Here is a 17773-nt window from a genome sequence, read left to right on the forward strand (position 1 = left end):
GGATGCGCTTCCAGACGACCGCAGTAGAGTTAGCCAATAAAATCGATCGAAATTTGTCTGAACGATATGGCGACGTTCAAGCCTTCGGGTTCAACGATGCGGTTCATCGTATTTCGCAATGGTATGATCCCACCCCGTTCAATTCAATCAGTCAAGTCATGAACCGGTATTCCGCTGCGTATGGGATCTATGACCTGCTTATCATGGTCGATACCAGGGGCGATGTGATCGCAGCCAACTACAAAGACCCGAATGGTAAGCCTATCAATAGCCAGTTTGTCTTCGAGAAGAACTACAGTAACACTCCGTGGTTTAAGGCCCTCTCGAACGGGGAATTCACGACCAAGCAGCCCTTCACCGCTCCAGGAAACGATACATGGACGGGGACGTATATCGAAGATGCTCATGTTGACTCTGATGTTGCGAAAGCAACAGGGGGCGATGGGTATGTGATGGGATTTTCCGCGCCCGTGTATAACGACGTCGGTGAAGTCGTGGCCTATTGGACCAATCGGGCCAGCATGCGCGGTGTCGAAGAAATGTTCCAGGATGCCTATAGGAGTTTAAAGTCACTTGGATTTCCCGGGAGCGAAATTACGTTGTTGGATGCACACGGACGTATCCTCGTGGACTTTGATCCATCGACGCATTCCACCGATGAGGTCGTCAGAAATTTTGACGTGTTAATGAAACTCAATCTGGCAGAGAAAGGCGTCGAGGCGGCTCAGCAGGCCGTCGCCGGAAAATCAGGAAGTCTCACGGCCCAGCACATGCGTAAACAAATCAGCCAGGTTTCGGGGTATACGCATCTGGTCGGAGCGAACGGATTTCCCGGGATGAATTGGGGAATCATGGTGCGGGTGCCGGAGGGAGAAGCTCTCGCCGATGCGAACAGCGTCCAGAATTCCGTGTTGCAAACGGGATTGATTTGTTTGGCCATCATCGCTCCGATCGGATGGTACGTCGGTCGAAAAGGTGCGGCCAATTTGATCAAAGTGAGCGATGTGGCCCAGAAGGCCGCCAATGGCGACTTGACGCATCGCGCAGAGATCACGAGTAAGGATGAATTGGGGCAATTGGCCGGGGCATTTAACGCGATGATGGATAACCTGACGAGGGTCGTCGGCGACGTCCGGCAAGCGGCCGAGCATGTGTCGACGGGATCAGCGGAGATTACGCAAGGCAATGAGGATCTGTCCCAACGGACATCTCAACAAGCCAGCGCGTTGGAGGAAACCAGTGCGTCGATGGAAGAAATGACTTCGACCATCAAGCAGAACGCCGACAACGCCAAGCAGGCCAATCAGCTCGCTGTCGCGGCCCGTGAAGTCGCGGAAAAAGGCGGCGCGGTGACGGAAAACGCCGTGAATGCGATGAGTGAAATCAATAAGAGCAGCAAAAAGATCGCCGATATCATCAACGTCATCGATGAAATCGCGTTTCAGACCAATTTGCTGGCCTTGAACGCGGCTGTTGAGGCGGCCAGGGCCGGTGAGCAAGGCCGGGGCTTTGCCGTCGTCGCGTCGGAAGTTCGAAACCTGGCCGGCCGATCCGCGACGGCCGCGAAGGAAATCAAGACCTTGATCAACGAATCCGTGCAAAAAGTGAGCGATGGGAGCGATCTGGTGAATCAATCAGGTCAAACGTTGGAAGAAATCGTCAATTCAGTCAAACGCGTCACAGACATTATTTCAGAGATTAGCGCCGCTTCACAGGAACAAGCCGCGGGTATTGACCAGGTCAACAAGGCCGTGATTCAGATGGATCAATCCACACAGCAAAATGCGGCGCTCGTCGAAGAAACGACATCGGCTTCACAGTCCATGCGGCAGCAGGCGAGTGAGCTGTTGCGGCAAGTGTCCTTTTTTAAGACGGACGAAGAAGACGGTGAAGATTCCGGCTACGGAAAAGTCGCGCAAGCAGGACGAGCCGCGCATGGGCAACCGAAAGCGAAGGCACCTGTGTCCTCCGCTCCAGTTGTGAAAGCGGCCAATAAGCCAGCGTCGGCGCCAGTCGCGAAATCTCCTCAGGCTCCAGAGCCGGCCGGAGTCGGGGCGGGCAATGGTCATGAGCGCCGAAAGGGCAATGATGATTTTTTTGAAGAATTCTAAAAATCGTTAGGCGTGAAGCGTCGGACGTGAAGTGAGAGGTCTTCACTTACCGTACGTCTTCCGCCTAACCTCTCAGGAACACTGTTTAAAAAGGAGTGTGTATGAAATACGTATCAAAGAACAAAATCTGGTCAACGATCATGGCCGTGATGCTGATTGTGGTGGTCGGCAGCATGACGTTGTTGACGAACGGTCAGGCCGCCATGACGAAAGACTTTACCCTCGATCGCGACGCCATGACCAAGTATATCTTGGCCACGGTGCAGGCTGCCCGTACGATCTACGTAAAAAGTGTGCTTCGTAAAATCAAGAAGGCTGGGATGACGGCTTCTGAGGACTGGGTCAAGGAAGACCACGCAGTGATGTTGCCAGCCCAGTTCGTCAAATCCTTGGGGTATGAGATTCAAGGCTATGAGTTGTCTCTCGTCGGGACAGATCCTTTGTACGACACCAATTTACCGAAGACCCCAAAAGAGAAGGAAATGCTGGGCAAACTGGCGAGCGGGAAAGAGAAAATGATCACGTTCCAGGATGGGACGCAATACAAGGGCATGTCCGCGGACTTCGCGATTTCGCAGGGCTGCGCAGACTGCCACAACCAACATAAACGCACCAAAAAACGGGACTGGAAGAAGGGTGATTTCATGGGCGCCATCATCATCCGGATGCGGGGATAAGCACGAAAAAACGTCATACGTGAGACGAGAAACACGAGGAAAACATCGTCTCGTCTCACGTCTCCCATCTTTTGCTTCCGTTGCACGACTGCTTGTATCTCCTCCTGTATAGAAACCCAGACAGATTGACATTCCCCAGTTCAATCGCTACCGTACGCACTTCAGAATGAGGCGTTCTTAGCCATTATTATCATCACTCTAATGGAGGGGGTGTTATGAAGAATAGGTTGAGAGTTTCGACTGCGGTTTGTGCGTTAATCGTGGGGGTGGCGATGGTGCTTCCATCGGCGCAAGCCGAGGACATTAGCAAGGGCCAGGCGGCTGAGTTCATTCTGGCCACAGCCAAGGCTGCCCGTACCGTGTTCGTGCAAGACATCATCGCCAAGGCTAAGGAAGGTGGAGTGAATCCCAATGAAAATTGGGCGAAGGCTGATCATTCCATTATGTTGCCGGCGCAATTCGTGAAAGCCGTGGGTTCGCAAATCACGGATTTTGAATTAGGCCTCGTGGGCACCGATCCGTTGTATGCGGCCAATGCGCCCCAGACGGATGCCGAGAAAAAGGCGCTCGCCGATCTTGCAGCCGGTAAAGTGAAAGTTGTGACGTTCGAGGATGGCGGAAAAACGGTGGGTATGTCTGCGGACTTTGCCATCGTCCAAGGCTGCGCTGATTGTCACAACCAACATCCTAAAACCACGAAAAAAGACTGGAAGAAAGGTGATTTTATGGGAGCAGTCGTGGTCCGCATGAAGTAACCCAAGGCCTCTGAATAGCAAGACTTGAAAAGGCACGAGGGCATCCGCCCTCGTGCCTTTTTTTCTACATCCCCTCGCATCGTCACGCACGTCTTTCTGCTCACGTTTTTTGATCGTTCCTTCCCCGCATTTTTTCCTCTCATGCCGTATGAGTAATCAAGGTTTACGCTTTATTATTTTCGTCTTCCAGCCGATATAAGGTTCATCGTGTGTCGCAGCAGAGTGGGGGGTGGACACTCCGTAGATGCGGCTTCCAATCGTTCGTTCGTCTCAATGGCTATTCATGATCTCATCTGGTACGGAGTGCTGGTCAGCATGACCATCGCCTACGGTATTGCGTTGGTTGGCGTTCGCGCGGCCAAGCAACATGACGTGTTCCATCATTCTCAATGGATGGTCCTATCATGCTCGTTAGTGGGGCTGTGGCTCGTGGGGTACGTCACGAAACAAGTATTGTTTGGCCGTGATCAATTTGGCGGAACCACAGACCAGTACTGGACGTATTACGTTCCCGTGTTGGTCCTTCATACGATGCTGGCGATCACGACGGTTGGCCTGGGAATCATCAACCTCTATTCGGGTCTCACGAAGCTGCGGTATGGCACGGGAGTCGGGGCCATGGTTGCAGGTGTCACCCGGCATCGGGTGTTGGGGAGGGTCTTGATCGGGACATTTTCTGGGACGATTCTGACGGCCTATGTTGTTTATTTAATGTTGTTTCAGTGGTTCTCCGAACCTTGACACGCATACCATGGGCGAAGGCATGAAGTGTAAGGGGTACGAAGCGAGCCATGATTTGAACGATCAACCATTATCGAAGGTGAACCGGGAATGAATGTCACGACCCTTTCTGACACCGAGTACGAACAGTTTCAGGCGTTTATTTACGCACAAGTCGGGATCAAGCTTAATGGCGACAAAAAAACCTTGCTGGTCTCTCGATTAGGAAAGCGACTTCGACAGCTTGAGCTTTCATCCTATCAAGAATACCTGGATTACGTTCGCGGCGAAGCCGGCCACGAAGAACTCACAAATCTTTTGGATCTCGTTTCGACGAATAAGACGGACTTTTTCCGTGAGCCGATTCATTTTGATTTTCTTCGGCAAACGATCATTCCTTCACTCATGGATCGGCGTCAGATTCGAATTTGGTCTTCGGCGTCTTCCTCTGGCGAGGAGCCTTATACGATCGCGATGACGTTGTATGATGCCGTGCAACGTCCGGATCAATGGGATTTTAAGGTCTTGGCCTCGGATATCTCGACGCGTGTCTTGGCCAAGGCGGCGGCGGGCATTTATGACGATGAACGGGTGAGCAGTTTGGATCCGGCACTGGTTCGTCGACATTTCCTCAGAGGGCGGGGGGAGCAATCACATTCCATCAAAGTCAAACCGCATATCGCAAATCTCGTGCGGTTCCGGCGTATCAATTTAATGGATGAGACGTTTCCGATCAAATCTGCCTTGGATGTGGTGTTTTGCCGTAATGTCATGATTTATTTCGATCGAGACACCCAGTCCCGGCTCGTGAAAAAATTCTATCGATATTTGAAGCCAGGAGGGTATCTCTTTATCGGGCATTCCGAGAGTCTTCAATGGGTTGATCATCCATTCGAGTACGTGCAGCCGACGATCTATCAAAAGCCCGAAGAAGGCCTGCAAAAGCCTTGAAGAGTGAACCGTAATCTGTCAAACGATGCATTCAAAAAAGGATCTAGCTCTTTGATTCACTGCGCGTGATGGGATTATGCGTCACTTGGAATCGTGATGGACTTTGCTCATATCAGACGTATGACGGATACACGATTTCCGCATGAGATCGCGGTCATCCTTCCAGGCGAGTACTTTTTGAGTGAAACTCCAATGGTGGTGTATACCGTGCTGGGTTCCTGTATTTCCGTGTGTCTTCGCGATCCCTATGTCGGGGTGGGCGGAATGAATCATTTTATGCTTGCCGCGCCGAGCGCATATGGGGGGAGTGACAGTTGGGCTGAGTCAGGCCGCTACGGGAGTTACGCGATGGAAATGTTGATCAACGGTATCTTGAGTCGCGGAGGACAACGGAATCGACTCGAGGCGAAGGTGTTTGGTGGTGGAAAAATCTATGAAGGCAGTCTGGATGTGGGCGCCAAAAATGCCGCGTGGGCCATGGATTATCTGGAGCAGGAAGGTATGCCGCCGATTAAGGCTGATGTTGGTGATGTCTGTCCGAGAAAGGTGTATTACTTCACCAATTCCGGAAAAGTCTTGATGAAAAAATTAGACCGCCTGGAATCGCATTCTATCGTTCAAGAAGAGAAACGCTACAAATCGACGTTGGAAACGACGACGACCAAAGCAGACGTGACGTTGTTCTGAATCGATGAGGCGCGCACGTAGGCTGAGGCAGGTGATGGGAGCCGGCGTGGCAAACCCCGGAAGATATAAAGCGGAACGTGCAACACGAGAGGGAAAAAGGAGTGAAGAATGACTGGGAAAAAGATTCGCGTACTGATCGTGGATGATTCTGCATTAATTCGTGGGGTCATGACCGAGCTCTTATCCCACGATCCTGAGATTGAAGTGATCGGGACGGCAACTGATCCCTATGCGGCCAGGGATAAGATTAAGAGCCTCAATCCGGATGTCTTGACCCTTGATGTCGAAATGCCAAAGATGGATGGATTGACCTTTTTACAAAAAGTCATGCATGGGCATCCGATGCCTGTGGTGATGGTCAGTTCCCTTACGGAGTCCGGGTGTGAGACCACTCTGCGCGCGTTGGAATTTGGTGCGGTTGATTTTATCACCAAGCCCAAGATTGATGTGCAACACGGCATGGAAGAGCTCGCTGAGACGATCACGAGCAAAATTAAGGGTGCTGCTTCGGCGTCGGTTCGAAAGCGTACTCCGACACACTCGAATCAAGCACGCATTCGGGAGTTGGCCAGCCATAGCTCCATGATCAAGACCACCGATACGATCATCGCCATTGGCGCTTCGACGGGAGGCACTGAAGCCTTGAAGGAACTTCTTGAAGTTCTGCCGCCGAGTGTTCCTCCGATTATCATGACGCAGCATATGCCTGAACGGTTTACCAAAACTTTCGCAGATCGTCTCAATCAAGTCTGCCAAATCGGCGTGAAGGAAGCCGAGGAGGGGGATAGCGTGATTCCCGGACAAGCGCTCCTTGCGCCGGGGAACTATCATATGGAATTACGACGGAGCGGAGCGCGGTATCATGTCACGCTGAATCAGAAGCCGCCAGTGAATCGGCATCGTCCATCAGTGGACGCGATGTTTCAATCGGTCGCTCAATATGCGGGCTCCAATAGTCTTGGGGTTATTCTTACGGGGATGGGCAATGATGGGGCGGCGGGCATGTTAGCCATGAAAAAGGCGGGAGCGTTTAATTTGGCGCAAGATGAAGCTTCTTGTGTGGTCTTCGGGATGCCGAAAGAAGCGATCAAGGCCGGAGGCGTAGACAAAATCCTTCCATTACATGACATCCCCAGCGCGATGCTCGCACATCTCAAGTCTTTGGGGTAGTGAGGCATGGAACGTGATTGCGTCATCATCCATGATCCGTTACGTGTCACTCGTGTTCCTCCTATCAAGTTCTTGCAGGTGGATACCGATTGAAGAGACATAAGCGGACGGTCTTTCTCAAAAGCTAGAGGGCATTTCATGAGTTGTGCAAAGGGCGATAGATGATGGATGTTTTCTACAACGTCGCGACATTTTTGATGGGCGCAGGTTTAACCTATGTGATCTCGCTTAAATACCTATGGCCTATGAAAGAGGCAAAGATTCAAGCGGAGCTCCGTGCGCGAGAACGAAATGAGTCCAAGAAGATGGACGTCAGTACGTTGGTGCCGGTTATTGAGAAAACGAAAGCCCACGTTCGGGAAGTTGTGGATATTGTCGAGGAAGCGGTCCTAGAACTCATCACGCGATTTCAAATGATTACCGATTCGGCCATCGCGGAGTCCAGAACAACAGCCGAACGTTTGAGCCGGGAAACACTGAGTGGGGAAAGTAGTGAGAGTGATCAGTCTTTGCTCGGTGAAACGAACCGGATTATGTCGAATTTCGCCGAAAGTGTGGTGGAATCATCGAGACTTGGAATGGATGTCGCGACCGTGGTCGAAGAAGTCGAAGTAAGCACGAAACGGATTCCTCCGCTGTTGGAAGAAATCGAATTTATCTCAGATCAGACGCGATTGCTCGCGCTCAATGCAGCGATCGAGGCCGCTCGGGCCGGAGAACATGGACGTGGCTTTGCGGTGGTCGCGGAAGAAGTCACCAAGCTTGCGACTCGATCTCAAGTCGCGGCGGCCAATATCCAAGATGTCATCAAGGCCATGAATGAGAGTACGGAAAAAGCCATTAATTCACTGCACGGGTTTTCGTCGATCGATTTAACGGGGGCCCTCGATACAAAAGAACGAATCACTGAAATTACGAAAGTGATCGAGGCGAAAAACCTCGCCATGCAAGAAGGTGTCGTGCAGGCGACCAACGCCGCACAAAAGCATGCCAATGAAGTCACGGATATCGTGATGTCGATGCAGTTTCAGGATATTTCTCGGCAACGGCTTGAACGAGTGATTCAGGATCTTTCAGGCCTTCAGGAGATCATACAATCGTTTCAGGTTCATGCCGACAAGTTGCCCGGCCAGGAAGAAGGACTGGCTTCTCTTTCTGTTTGACCAGAAAGGCTCGTTTATCCTATCGGAAGCAGGCTTGAGCTTCTCCTCCTCGTCCAGATCTTTTTTCTATCGACAGACGTAAATCTTATCATGCCCTTTTCAATGTCTTAGGGAAAGTATCTAAGAACAATCGGCAAATGTTGCTTCAGAAATTCCGAGAAAACATGAAATACTCGACCTGAGTTGAGTCGAGACGTTGTGTTTAATTTTTTCCCAATTCATACCGATAATTCTTTTGAGCCTGTTGACCATTTCTGGCATCGTCTCTTCATAAAACATCTCCTGAATTGAATACCAAACGGAGACATTTTAATCATATTCGTTGGATATGTGCTGCCTAGTACCTGAAAGGGACGTTCTTCTATGAGTGATATGGATGCGGCTGTCTCAGAATTTCTCATCGAAAGTGATGAAAACCTCAATCATGTCGAACGGGATCTGATTAACCTAGAGGGAACACCGGACGAAAGCACGCTTTCCAGCATTTTTCGGGCGATTCATACGATTAAAGGGACGTGTGCCTTCCTCGGCTATTCGAAACTCGAGAGCCTGGCTCATACAGGGGAAACTCTGCTGAGTCTTGTGCGCGACGGGGAATTGTCGTTGACTCCCGAGATGACCAGCGTTCTGTTGGCGATGGTCGATGCGATTCGCCAGATGCTGGAATGTATCGAACAGAGTGGAGGAGATGGCGAAGATGAATTCGTCGAACTTAAGGCACGATTGACGGCCCTGCAGTCCCGTGACCCGCAGCCGATCGCATCGGAGGAACTGTCGACGGTTGTTCCTCAATCTGCCGTTTCTCCTACGGAAGAATCCAGAGGGTCTGACCCGGTTCAGTCCGATCCATCTTTGGATGAGGCGGTCTCAGAATTTCTCATCGAAAGCGATGAAAACCTGAGCCAAGTCGAGCGTGATCTTGTCGATCTGGAAGAACATCCGGATGAACAGACCTTGTCGAGTATCTTCCGTGCCATCCATACCATCAAAGGAACATGTGCATTTTTGGGGTACGTCAGGCTGGAAAGTCTCGCGCATACGGGAGAGACGCTGCTTAGCCTCATTCGAGATGGCGAACTTGTCCTCACGCCTTCCAGGACAAGCGCTTTGCTGACGATGGTGGATGCCATCCGTCAGATGCTCCAGAGTATCGAACAGCACAAGCATGACGGAACGGACGATTTCGCTGAACTCAAAGCACAGCTGACCGCACTGCAAAGCGATGCTGAGGCATCGTCGTCTGCTCCTGTCTCAACCTTATCAGAACCCGAGTCAACTGGGTCGGACGATTCTCCAACGGGGATGCCTTCTGCAGAATGTCTTCCGGCTGATGTTTCCGCCCCTTCCTCATCATTCTTGAGCCCCGGAACTCCTCAAGTGGAATTTGAATCCAAGTCGGACCCGAAAACCTTAGCTCCAGGCGAGGCCAAAGGCCCGTCAGCAGCTGAATCTTCCATCCGTGTGGATGTCGGTTTGCTGGATAAATTAATGAACATGGTCGGCGAACTGGTCTTGACACGCAATCAAATCCTGCAATGTACGGGAACTCAGGATGATGCGGGTTTACTCGCATCGTCCCAGCGGCTGAGTCTGATTACGTCGGAATTGCAGGAAGGCATCATGAAAACACGGATGCAGCAAATCGGCAATGTATGGAGCAAGTTTCCACGAGTTGTCCGTGATTTGGCCATTTCATGCGGAAAAGAAATCCGCCTTGAAATGGAGGGCAAGGATACTGAACTGGATAAAACCCTGATCGAGGCCATCAAAGATCCCTTGACTCACCTGGTCAGAAATTCAGTCGATCATGGAATAGAGCCCCCCGATGTTCGGGAACAACGTGGAAAGGCCCGTGAAGGAATACTCTTGCTCCGAGCCTATCATGAAGGTGGTCAGGTCAATATTGAAATAACTGACGACGGAGGCGGCATCAACGCGCAACGTGTGGCCGAGACAGCCGTAAAACGGGGAGTGGTGACACAGGAACAGGTTTCCAGGATGCCAGAACGGGAACTGCTGAATCTTATTTTTCTCCCAGGGTTTTCGACCGCAGCCAAGGTGACGAACGTCTCCGGTCGCGGCGTGGGAATGGATGTCGTCAGAACGAACATCGAAAAAATCGGCGGCACGATTGATATTTCGACGAAATTGGGTGAAGGCACCACCTTCAAGCTTAAAGTCCCTCTGACGTTGGCGATTATTCCTGCGCTGATCGTAACCACGAGCGGTGAACAATTCGCGATTCCACAGGTGAGCCTTCTAGAGCTTGTACGGTTAGAAGGCGAGATGATCCGGAAATCGATCGAAAATATTCACGGCGCCCCGGTCTGTCGACTTCGTGGCCATCTCCTGCCATTAGTGTACTTGCACGAAGTGATGCAACTCACCCCGAGCGCCTGTCATGGAGAGGATGATTCGGAGGTTGTGAACATCGTCGTCCTGCAGGCCGACGGTAATCGCTTTGGACTCGTGGTGGAAGACATTAATGATACCGAGGAAATCGTGGTCAAACCCTTGAGCAAACAACTCAAAGGGATTCCTGTGTTGGCGGGAGCGACGATTATGGGTGATGGACGCGTGGCCTTGATTTTGGACGTCATGGGATTAGCCCATCGCGTGGGCCTGGCAGTCGAAAGCGGCGAGCATATGCCCGGAGATCAGTTGGATGGTCGGAACATGGAAGGAAGTGGGAGTCGCAAAGCCCTACTGATTATTCAGGTCGGAGACAGAGGACAGGTTGCGATTCCCCTCGATATGGTCGCGCGTTTGGAAGAAATTCCCGTGTCATCGCTTGAAGTCGCTGGGGGACAAGAAGTGATTCAGTACCGGCAGGAAATTCTTCCCGTCATTCGACTTTCCTCGGTCTTGTCGACTCATGGGTGTGCTTCGTCATGTGAACAAGAAACGATTCAAGTGGTGGTGATTTCGCAAGGAGACCGTCAGGTGGGATTGGCGGTGGACCGCATCGTGGATATTGTCCAGGAAGAGGTCAAGGCCAAAACGACGTCTGCTCAGCCCGGTATTCTTTGTTCGGCAGTCGTTCAAGAACGGGTCACGGATTTACTCGATGTGCAAGCGGTCGTGCAACAGTGCCGTCTGGCACCCTTTAAAGAAGCTTATCAAGAAGTGGTGGGAGTCTAACCCATGTCTGATGCAAAACAATATTGTACGTTTTATCTCGATGGCCTTTTTTTTGGCGTTGATGTGTTGAGTGTTCAAGAGGTGATTAAATTCCAGGACATGACGAATGTACCGCTGGCTTCGAAAGTTGTTCAAGGATTGATCAACCTGCGAGGACAAATCGTGACCGCTATCGATCTGCGACGGCGATTGGAGCTGAATGAGCGTTCGCCAGATCAAGAACCCATGAATGTCGTGATTCGGACGGATGACGGGGCGGTGAGTCTCTTGGTGGATGAAATTGGCGATGTCATTGAAGTGACGGATGACACGCTGGAGTCTCCTCCGAATACAGTCAAGGGAGCGGCCCGTGAACTCATTTGCGGAGTCCATAAGCTCGAAGGTTGCTTGCTGCTGATTTTGGATACGGAAAAAGCTATCACCGTACACCATGCATTGGCAGGGGTCGGAGAATAATGACGAGAAACACATACGCAAGGCATTTCAGCAGATGGAGAAAGGATGGAGACTTCAATGACGACCACAGTACAGACGGGTAAACATTCCACTTCGATCTTTGAACAAATCGGAGGCTCAGAAAGTGTGACAGCAGCGGTTTCAGCGTTGTATCAGCGTGTGTTGGCTGATCCGATGCTTCAACCGTTTTTTGTCAATGTGGACGTCTCGACGCTCAAGGCCAAGCAAGTGCTGTTTTTTACTCAAGCGTTAGGTGGACCGGCAGTTTACAAAGGCCCCCCCATGAAGCCGGCTCATGCGCATCTTTCGATCACACAACATCATTTCGATCGTGTCGCCGAACACCTGGTGGAGACGTTGAACAGTCTCAATGTCTCATCGGAATTGATCGACCAGATTGTCGCGCTCGTCGGACCACTCGCATCAGATATCGTGAATACGATCAATCCCATACAAGAGAACCACGAGGAAACTGAATCTTTACCAAATCAGGGGAGGAAGAAGAATATGGGTACAGTAGGATCTCAAGGGGCGACTGCCGTGATGGATGTACAGACGGAACATGTGGGCAATGTTGCGGAACTCAAAAGTCTGTACGAAGCGATGGATAAAGTGCAAGCCATCATCGAATTCAATATCGATGGCACGATCATCACGGCCAATGACAACTTTTTAAAGACCCTGGGCTATTCCCTCTCGGAGATCCAAGGCCAACACCATCGGATGTTCGCGGAGCCAGCGTATGCCGCCAGTCCCGAGTATGCCGCTTTTTGGGCCAAACTGAACCGTGGTGAGTTTGATACCGGAGTCTATAAACGGTTTGGTAAAGGCGGAAAGGAAGTCTGGATTCAAGCTTCGTATAACCCCATGTTTGACGAGTACGGAAAACTCTATAAGGTCGTGAAGTTTGCCACGGATATCACGGAATTCAAGAAACTCAACGAAGAATATGAAGCCAGAAACACCGCGGTCGGTAACGGGAACGCGGTCATTGATTTTTCGATGGATGGAACGATCCTGGACGCCAACAAAAATTTCCTGAACACGATGGGGTATACGCTCGATGAGGTCAAGGGAAAGCACCATCGGATGTTCGCGGAACCAGCCTATGCCGCCGGTCCAGAGTATGCCGCTTTTTGGGCCAAACTGAACCGTGGTGAGTTTGATGCCGGAGTCTATAAACGGTTTGGTAAAGGCGGGAAGGAAGTCTGGCTTCAAGCCTCGTATAACCCAATCGTGGATTCAACCGGTAAACCCATTAAGGTGGTGAAGTTTGCGACGGATGTGACGGAAGCCAAACAGGTGGAAATCCAGGCCGCTCGTGTCTCCAACATGATGGAGAATGCTCCTGTAAATGTGTTGTTTGCCGATAAGGACTTGCGTATCAGGTATGCGAATCCAGCCTCGCTCAAAACGCTCAAGACTCTTGAGCAATACCTGCCGTGCAAGGTGGATGATCTGGTCGGGCAGAGTATCGATATCTTTCATAAGAATCCTTCACATCAACGGAATTTTCTCAGTGACCCCAAGAACCTGCCTCATCAGGCCAATATTCAAGTGGGGCCGGAGATGCTCAGTCTCCTGGTGAGTGCGATTCATGATCATGCCGGCAATTATCTTGGGCCGATGGTTACCTGGGAGGTCATTACCGAAAAGCTCAAGACCGAAACGGAGATGGCCCGGGTGAATTCCATGATGGAAAATGCTCCCATCAATGTGATGTGCGCGGATCTGGACCTGAAAATTCAATATATGAACCCGGCTTCCAGGAAGACATTGAAAACGATCGAACAATATCTGCCGATTCCGGTCGAACAGATGCAGGGACACACGATTGATGTCTTTCATAAGAATCCTACGCATCAACGTCAATTGTTGAAGGATCCCAAAAACTTACCGCATAAGGCCCACATTCAAGTCGGCCCTGAAACATTAGATCTTCTGGTAAGTGCCATCTATGATCAAAACCAAAAGTATCTCGGGCCGATGGTCACCTGGGAGGTCATCACAGAAAGGCTGAAGCAGGAAGCTGCGATTAAGGAAGCCAATGAACGTGAAAAAGCCACGGCGGCCCAGCTGAAAGATGGTGTGAGCCAAGTCGCGGATATTTCGACAACATTGGCGAGCGCATCAGAACAACTCACGGCCGTCAGTCAAACGATGGGGACGGCTGCGGAAGAAACGTCGAGCCAGGCCAACGTCGTGTCTGCGGCTGCTGAAGAAGTCAGTAAGAATGTTCAAGGGGTCGCGACGGGCTCTGAAGAACTCAGCGCGAGTTTTAAAGAAATCGCCAAGAACACGACTGATGCGGCCAAGGTTGCGAGTGAAGCGGTCTCCGTCGTTGAAGAGACTAACATGACGGTCGGAAAGCTCGGTGAGAGTAGTGCCGAAATCGGCAGCATCATCAAAGTCATCACTTCGATCGCGCAACAAACCAACTTGCTCGCGCTCAATGCGACGATTGAAGCCGCTCGTGCAGGTGAAGCCGGTAAAGGGTTTGCTGTCGTCGCGAATGAAGTCAAGGAATTGGCCAAAGAGACGACCAAGGCGACTGAAAATATCGGCAAAATGATCGAGACGATCCAGGGCGATACGAAAGGCGCAGTGGATGCGATGGGACATATCAGTGGGATCATTAAGCAAGTCAATGATTTCATGAATACGATCGCCAGTGCCGTTGAAGAACAGTTAGCGACCACGAACGAGATGAGCCGGAATATCAACGAAGCCTCCAAAGGCACCGGGGAAATTGCTGGCAATATTTTGAATGTGGCGCAGGCGGCAAAGGGCACGTCAGAAGGTGCCGTACAAACGCAGACCGCCTCGGCTGAGCTCTCCAGAATGGCGGCAAATCTGCAAGCCGTCGTTCAACAGTTGACGACATTGCAATAGCGTACGCAAACGTATGATGAAGGACGGTACGCGGAATATTGAATCTCTGTCTCTGCACCGTGGACCGTCTTCCGTCTCGCGTTGTCCGATGAAAAGTTCCGAGAGGAGTTCATGAGCCGAATAGGCGCAATCGCATAGGGAGGGAAGTATGAAGGCATTGGTCATCGATGATTCAAAGGCGATGAGGATTATTCTGAAGCAGATCCTCGAGTCGGTAGGAGGAAAGGTTGAGGAAGCCGGCAATGGCAAGGAAGGGCTCGATAAGTTGAAATCCATGGGCAGTGTTGATGTCGTGCTCGTTGATTGGAATATGCCGGAAATGAATGGACTTGAATTCGTGCGCGCCATTCGTTCAGACGCGTCTCATCGAAAAACGCCCGTGATGATGGTCACGACCGAGACGGAAGCGTCTCAAATGGGGAAGGCGCTTGCCGCGGGCGCGAATGAGTATGTCATGAAGCCTTTCACGAAAGACGTGATTCAAGAAAAGTTGAAATTGTTGGGCATTAAATAAGACGAAAGACAGAGCACGTCGGACGCAAGGCGAATCTCTTCTGGAATTTCCAGGCTGACGTGTTCCGAAAAAAGGGATACCCCACAATGGCCAAAATACGCATACTGATCGTTGACGACTCCGTGGTGATTCGCCGGCTTCTTTCCGACGAATTGAGCAAAGATCCGATGATCGAAATCGTCGGAAAGGCTGCTACCGGCAAGATTGCTCTCTCGATGATCGAGCAGGTGAATCCCGATGTCGTGACGATGGACATCGAAATGCCGGAGATGGATGGATTAACGGCTGTGAGTGAAATTCGGAAGACCCATAAGACTCTTCCCATCATTATGTTCAGTACCTTAAGCCAGCGCGCCGCCAGGGAAACGCTGGAGGCATTGTCACGGGGAGCCAATGATTATGTGACCAAGCCGGCGAATGTGGGCAGCGCGGCTTTGGCCATGCAACGTGTGAGGGATGAGCTACTGCCCAAGATCAAGTCATTGTGTTCATCACGTTTTCCTCTAGCCTCACCAGCGCCAACAGTGTCTCCCGTTCGGATGACGACGGTGAAGCCGCAACCCATGTCGATCCCTGAGAAAAGGGAACCATCGCGTATTGACGTGATCGCCATTGGCGTGTCGACCGGCGGTCCCAATGCACTCGCCGAGGTGCTGCCGTCTATTCCCAAGGACTTTCCCGTGCCGATCGTGATTGTTCAGCATATGCCTCCGGTGTTCACGAAATGTTTAGCTGAACGCCTCACGGCGAAATGTCATCTGCCGATGGAAGAAGGCATAGCTGGTGCGGCCGTTCACTCAGGGAAAATGTGGCTCGCTCCGGGGGATTATCACATGGTGGTCGTTAAAAAGGGGGCTTTTATCGAGCTAGCGCTGAATCAAGATCCACAAGAAAATTCTTGCCGTCCGGCTGTCGATGTGCTGTTCCGTTCCGTGGCCCAGGTGTATGGCGAACATACGTTGGCTGTCATCCTGACTGGGATGGGACAAGATGGGCTTCGAGGGTGTGAGGTCATTCGTGAGGCTGGAGGGCAGGTAATCGTACAAGATGAACAGACTAGCGTTGTATGGGGTATGCCCGGCGCTGTGGCTCAAGCAGGGTTGGCGGATAACATTCTTCCTCTTTCGGAAATCGCTGCTGAGATTCAAACACGTGTCATGATAAGCCGTCTTGCGGCGGCCGTTGGTGCCTCGCATCATCGTTAATCTATCTATTCACATTCGAGAAATGGCAAATCCGTGGAACTACCTCCTCAAGATCTAAAATTTATCTGTGATCTCGTTCGTGAGCGAGCGGCAATCGTGTTGGAACCGGAAAAAGAGTATCTGGTTCGTGCTCGACTTGAGCCGATCGTGAAGCAAGAAGGTTTGGCTTCCCTCAGTGAACTCGTCATGAAACTCCGTGGCGCGCCCTACGGAAAATTACATGAGCGGCTGATCGAAGCCATGACAACCAACGAAACGAGCTTTTTCCGGGATTTGGTTCCCTTTGAGGTTCTGAAAAATACGATTCTTCCCGATCTGTTGGAAAAACGAAAAAACGAGCGACGCTTACATTTCTGGTGTGGGGCTAGTTCGAGCGGGCAAGAGCCTTATACAGTTATGATCGTGTTGCGAGAACATTTTCCACAACTGTCCTCCTGGAAAGTTCAATTCGTGGCGACTGATTTGTCGACTGAAATGGTGAGACGGTGTCAAGAAGGCAAGTACTCCCAATTGGAAGTGAATCGTGGGCTGCCGGCCAATTTGCTCGTGAAGTACTTTGCAAAGAAAGGTCTGATGTGGCAAGTCAACGATGACATTCGAAATATGATCGAATTTCGTCAGATGAATCTCATCGGGAAATGGTTGACGTTTCCTAAACTGGATGTCGTATTTTAGCGCAATGTCCTCATCTATTTTGACGTGGAAATCAAAAAACAAATACTCAGAAACATTCGGGAAGCTCTCAGTCCCGACGGATATTTATTTTTAGGTGGTTCGGAAACAACCCTGAATCTTGATGATGCCTTTGAGCGGGTATCAGTCAGCGGAACATCATGTTATCGGCTTCGTCAGACATAGGAGGAGAATGCGTATGCAATTTCTTGAGCAAGAAATTTTAGAAATCACGGAGGCCACATGGCAGTCCATGCTTGGCTTGGACATTCAAGCGACGCAATGCGCCTCTGCCCCGGACATCGAGGCAGGTTCGTTAACGGGTCATGTAAGCATTTCTGGTTCCTGGAATGGTGTGGTGATCTTACAGGGATCCGAGAAACTGACCCGTTCAGCCGCGGCGGTAATATTCGGCAAAGAGTCCAATGAAGTCACAGAAGAAGATCAGCAGGATGCGATGTATGAACTCTCGAATATCATCGCGGGCAATATCAAGGCGCTTCTCCCCGAGCCCTGTCAATTGTCGCTTCCCACCGTTAACCCTTCGACATGTGAAAGCGAGCCTGTTTCCAGTCATACGCGAGTCAGTGAATTACTGTTTAATTGTCAGGGAGAACCACTGTACGTCACGGTGTGGCAACAAACGTAATTGTGATCTG

13 protein-coding genes and 2 pseudogenes are annotated in these 17773 nt (G+C 51.0%); all 15 read left to right on the forward strand.

Annotated features, from left to right (window positions below; genetic code table 11):
* The first annotated feature begins 1004 nt into the window (after nucleotides 1–1004).
* The 15 genes and pseudogenes from MRJ96_12690 (at nucleotide 1005) to MRJ96_12760 (ending at nucleotide 17763) form a co-directional block, all read left to right on the forward strand.
* Nucleotides 1005–1871, forward strand: a pseudogene (locus MRJ96_12690) (methyl-accepting chemotaxis protein).
* A 341-nt stretch (nucleotides 1872–2212) separates the two neighbouring features.
* Complete coding sequence (locus MRJ96_12695) at nucleotides 2213–2788, forward strand: DUF3365 domain-containing protein (GenBank protein MDR4502301.1); 576 nt, start codon at nucleotides 2213–2215, stop codon at nucleotides 2786–2788.
* A 215-nt stretch (nucleotides 2789–3003) separates the two neighbouring features.
* Nucleotides 3004–3543 carry a DUF3365 domain-containing protein gene (locus MRJ96_12700; protein MDR4502302.1) on the forward strand — a complete coding sequence of 180 codons (540 nt, stop codon included), beginning with the start codon at nucleotides 3004–3006 and terminating at the stop codon, nucleotides 3541–3543.
* A gap of 207 nt (nucleotides 3544–3750) precedes the next feature.
* A complete protein-coding gene (locus MRJ96_12705) occupies nucleotides 3751–4284 on the forward strand; it encodes a DUF420 domain-containing protein (protein ID MDR4502303.1) in 534 nt (177 codons plus the stop codon).
* A 90-nt stretch (nucleotides 4285–4374) separates the two neighbouring features.
* Complete coding sequence (locus tag MRJ96_12710; protein ID MDR4502304.1) at nucleotides 4375–5214, forward strand: protein-glutamate O-methyltransferase; 840 nt, start codon at nucleotides 4375–4377, stop codon at nucleotides 5212–5214.
* Nucleotides 5215–5310: 96 nt separating this feature from the next.
* On the forward strand, nucleotides 5311–5901 hold the full coding sequence (locus tag MRJ96_12715) for a hypothetical protein (protein MDR4502305.1): 591 nt from the start codon (nucleotides 5311–5313) through the stop codon (nucleotides 5899–5901).
* A gap of 108 nt (nucleotides 5902–6009) precedes the next feature.
* Entirely contained in the window at nucleotides 6010–7071 is a 1062-nt protein-coding gene (locus MRJ96_12720; GenBank protein ID MDR4502306.1) for a chemotaxis response regulator protein-glutamate methylesterase, read from the forward strand.
* 161 nt (nucleotides 7072–7232) lie between these two features.
* Complete coding sequence (locus MRJ96_12725) at nucleotides 7233–8234, forward strand: methyl-accepting chemotaxis protein (GenBank protein MDR4502307.1); 1002 nt, start codon at nucleotides 7233–7235, stop codon at nucleotides 8232–8234.
* A gap of 363 nt (nucleotides 8235–8597) precedes the next feature.
* Nucleotides 8598–11375 (forward strand): Hpt domain-containing protein, encoded by a 2778-nt coding sequence (locus MRJ96_12730; GenBank protein ID MDR4502308.1) that lies wholly within the window; start codon nucleotides 8598–8600, stop codon nucleotides 11373–11375.
* A gap of 3 nt (nucleotides 11376–11378) precedes the next feature.
* Nucleotides 11379–11831: a chemotaxis protein CheW gene (locus MRJ96_12735; protein ID MDR4502309.1), complete on the forward strand. Its 453-nt coding sequence runs from the start codon at nucleotides 11379–11381 to the stop codon at nucleotides 11829–11831.
* Between the two features lie 57 nt (nucleotides 11832–11888).
* Complete coding sequence (locus MRJ96_12740) at nucleotides 11889–14723, forward strand: methyl-accepting chemotaxis protein (GenBank protein MDR4502310.1); 2835 nt, start codon at nucleotides 11889–11891, stop codon at nucleotides 14721–14723.
* A gap of 148 nt (nucleotides 14724–14871) precedes the next feature.
* Nucleotides 14872–15237, forward strand: coding sequence for a response regulator (locus tag MRJ96_12745; GenBank protein MDR4502311.1), 366 nt, complete (start codon nucleotides 14872–14874; stop codon nucleotides 15235–15237).
* Nucleotides 15238–15323: 86 nt separating this feature from the next.
* Entirely contained in the window at nucleotides 15324–16442 is a 1119-nt protein-coding gene (locus MRJ96_12750) for a chemotaxis response regulator protein-glutamate methylesterase (GenBank protein ID MDR4502312.1), read from the forward strand.
* A 96-nt stretch (nucleotides 16443–16538) separates the two neighbouring features.
* Nucleotides 16539–17300, forward strand: a pseudogene (locus MRJ96_12755) (protein-glutamate O-methyltransferase CheR).
* 13 nt (nucleotides 17301–17313) lie between these two features.
* Nucleotides 17314–17763 carry a chemotaxis protein CheX gene (locus MRJ96_12760; protein ID MDR4502313.1) on the forward strand — a complete coding sequence of 150 codons (450 nt, stop codon included), beginning with the start codon at nucleotides 17314–17316 and terminating at the stop codon, nucleotides 17761–17763.
* Nucleotides 17764–17773 lie beyond the last annotated feature (10 nt).

The sequence above is a fragment of the Nitrospirales bacterium genome (genome assembly GCA_031315865.1).
Classification (GTDB): Bacteria; Nitrospirota; Nitrospiria; order Nitrospirales; family UBA8639; genus JAGQKC01.

Excerpts from the sequence above, each read along its gene's own strand:
- MRJ96_12695 (MDR4502301.1), top strand. The coding sequence starts at position 2,213 with ATGAAATACGTATCAAAGAACAAAATCTGGTCAACGATCATGGCCGTG.
- MRJ96_12700 (MDR4502302.1), top strand. The coding sequence starts at position 3,004 with ATGAAGAATAGGTTGAGAGTTTCGACTGCGGTTTGTGCGTTAATCGTG.
- MRJ96_12710 (MDR4502304.1), top strand. The coding sequence starts at position 4,375 with ATGAATGTCACGACCCTTTCTGACACCGAGTACGAACAGTTTCAGGCG.
- MRJ96_12715 (MDR4502305.1), top strand. The coding sequence starts at position 5,311 with ATGGACTTTGCTCATATCAGACGTATGACGGATACACGATTTCCGCAT.
- MRJ96_12720 (MDR4502306.1), top strand. The coding sequence starts at position 6,010 with ATGACTGGGAAAAAGATTCGCGTACTGATCGTGGATGATTCTGCATTA.
- MRJ96_12725 (MDR4502307.1), top strand. The coding sequence starts at position 7,233 with ATGATGGATGTTTTCTACAACGTCGCGACATTTTTGATGGGCGCAGGT.
- MRJ96_12730 (MDR4502308.1), top strand. The coding sequence starts at position 8,598 with ATGAGTGATATGGATGCGGCTGTCTCAGAATTTCTCATCGAAAGTGAT.
- MRJ96_12735 (MDR4502309.1), top strand. The coding sequence starts at position 11,379 with ATGTCTGATGCAAAACAATATTGTACGTTTTATCTCGATGGCCTTTTT.
- MRJ96_12740 (MDR4502310.1), top strand. The coding sequence starts at position 11,889 with ATGACGACCACAGTACAGACGGGTAAACATTCCACTTCGATCTTTGAA.
- MRJ96_12745 (MDR4502311.1), top strand. The coding sequence starts at position 14,872 with ATGAAGGCATTGGTCATCGATGATTCAAAGGCGATGAGGATTATTCTG.
- MRJ96_12750 (MDR4502312.1), top strand. The coding sequence starts at position 15,324 with ATGGCCAAAATACGCATACTGATCGTTGACGACTCCGTGGTGATTCGC.
- MRJ96_12760 (MDR4502313.1), top strand. The coding sequence starts at position 17,314 with ATGCAATTTCTTGAGCAAGAAATTTTAGAAATCACGGAGGCCACATGG.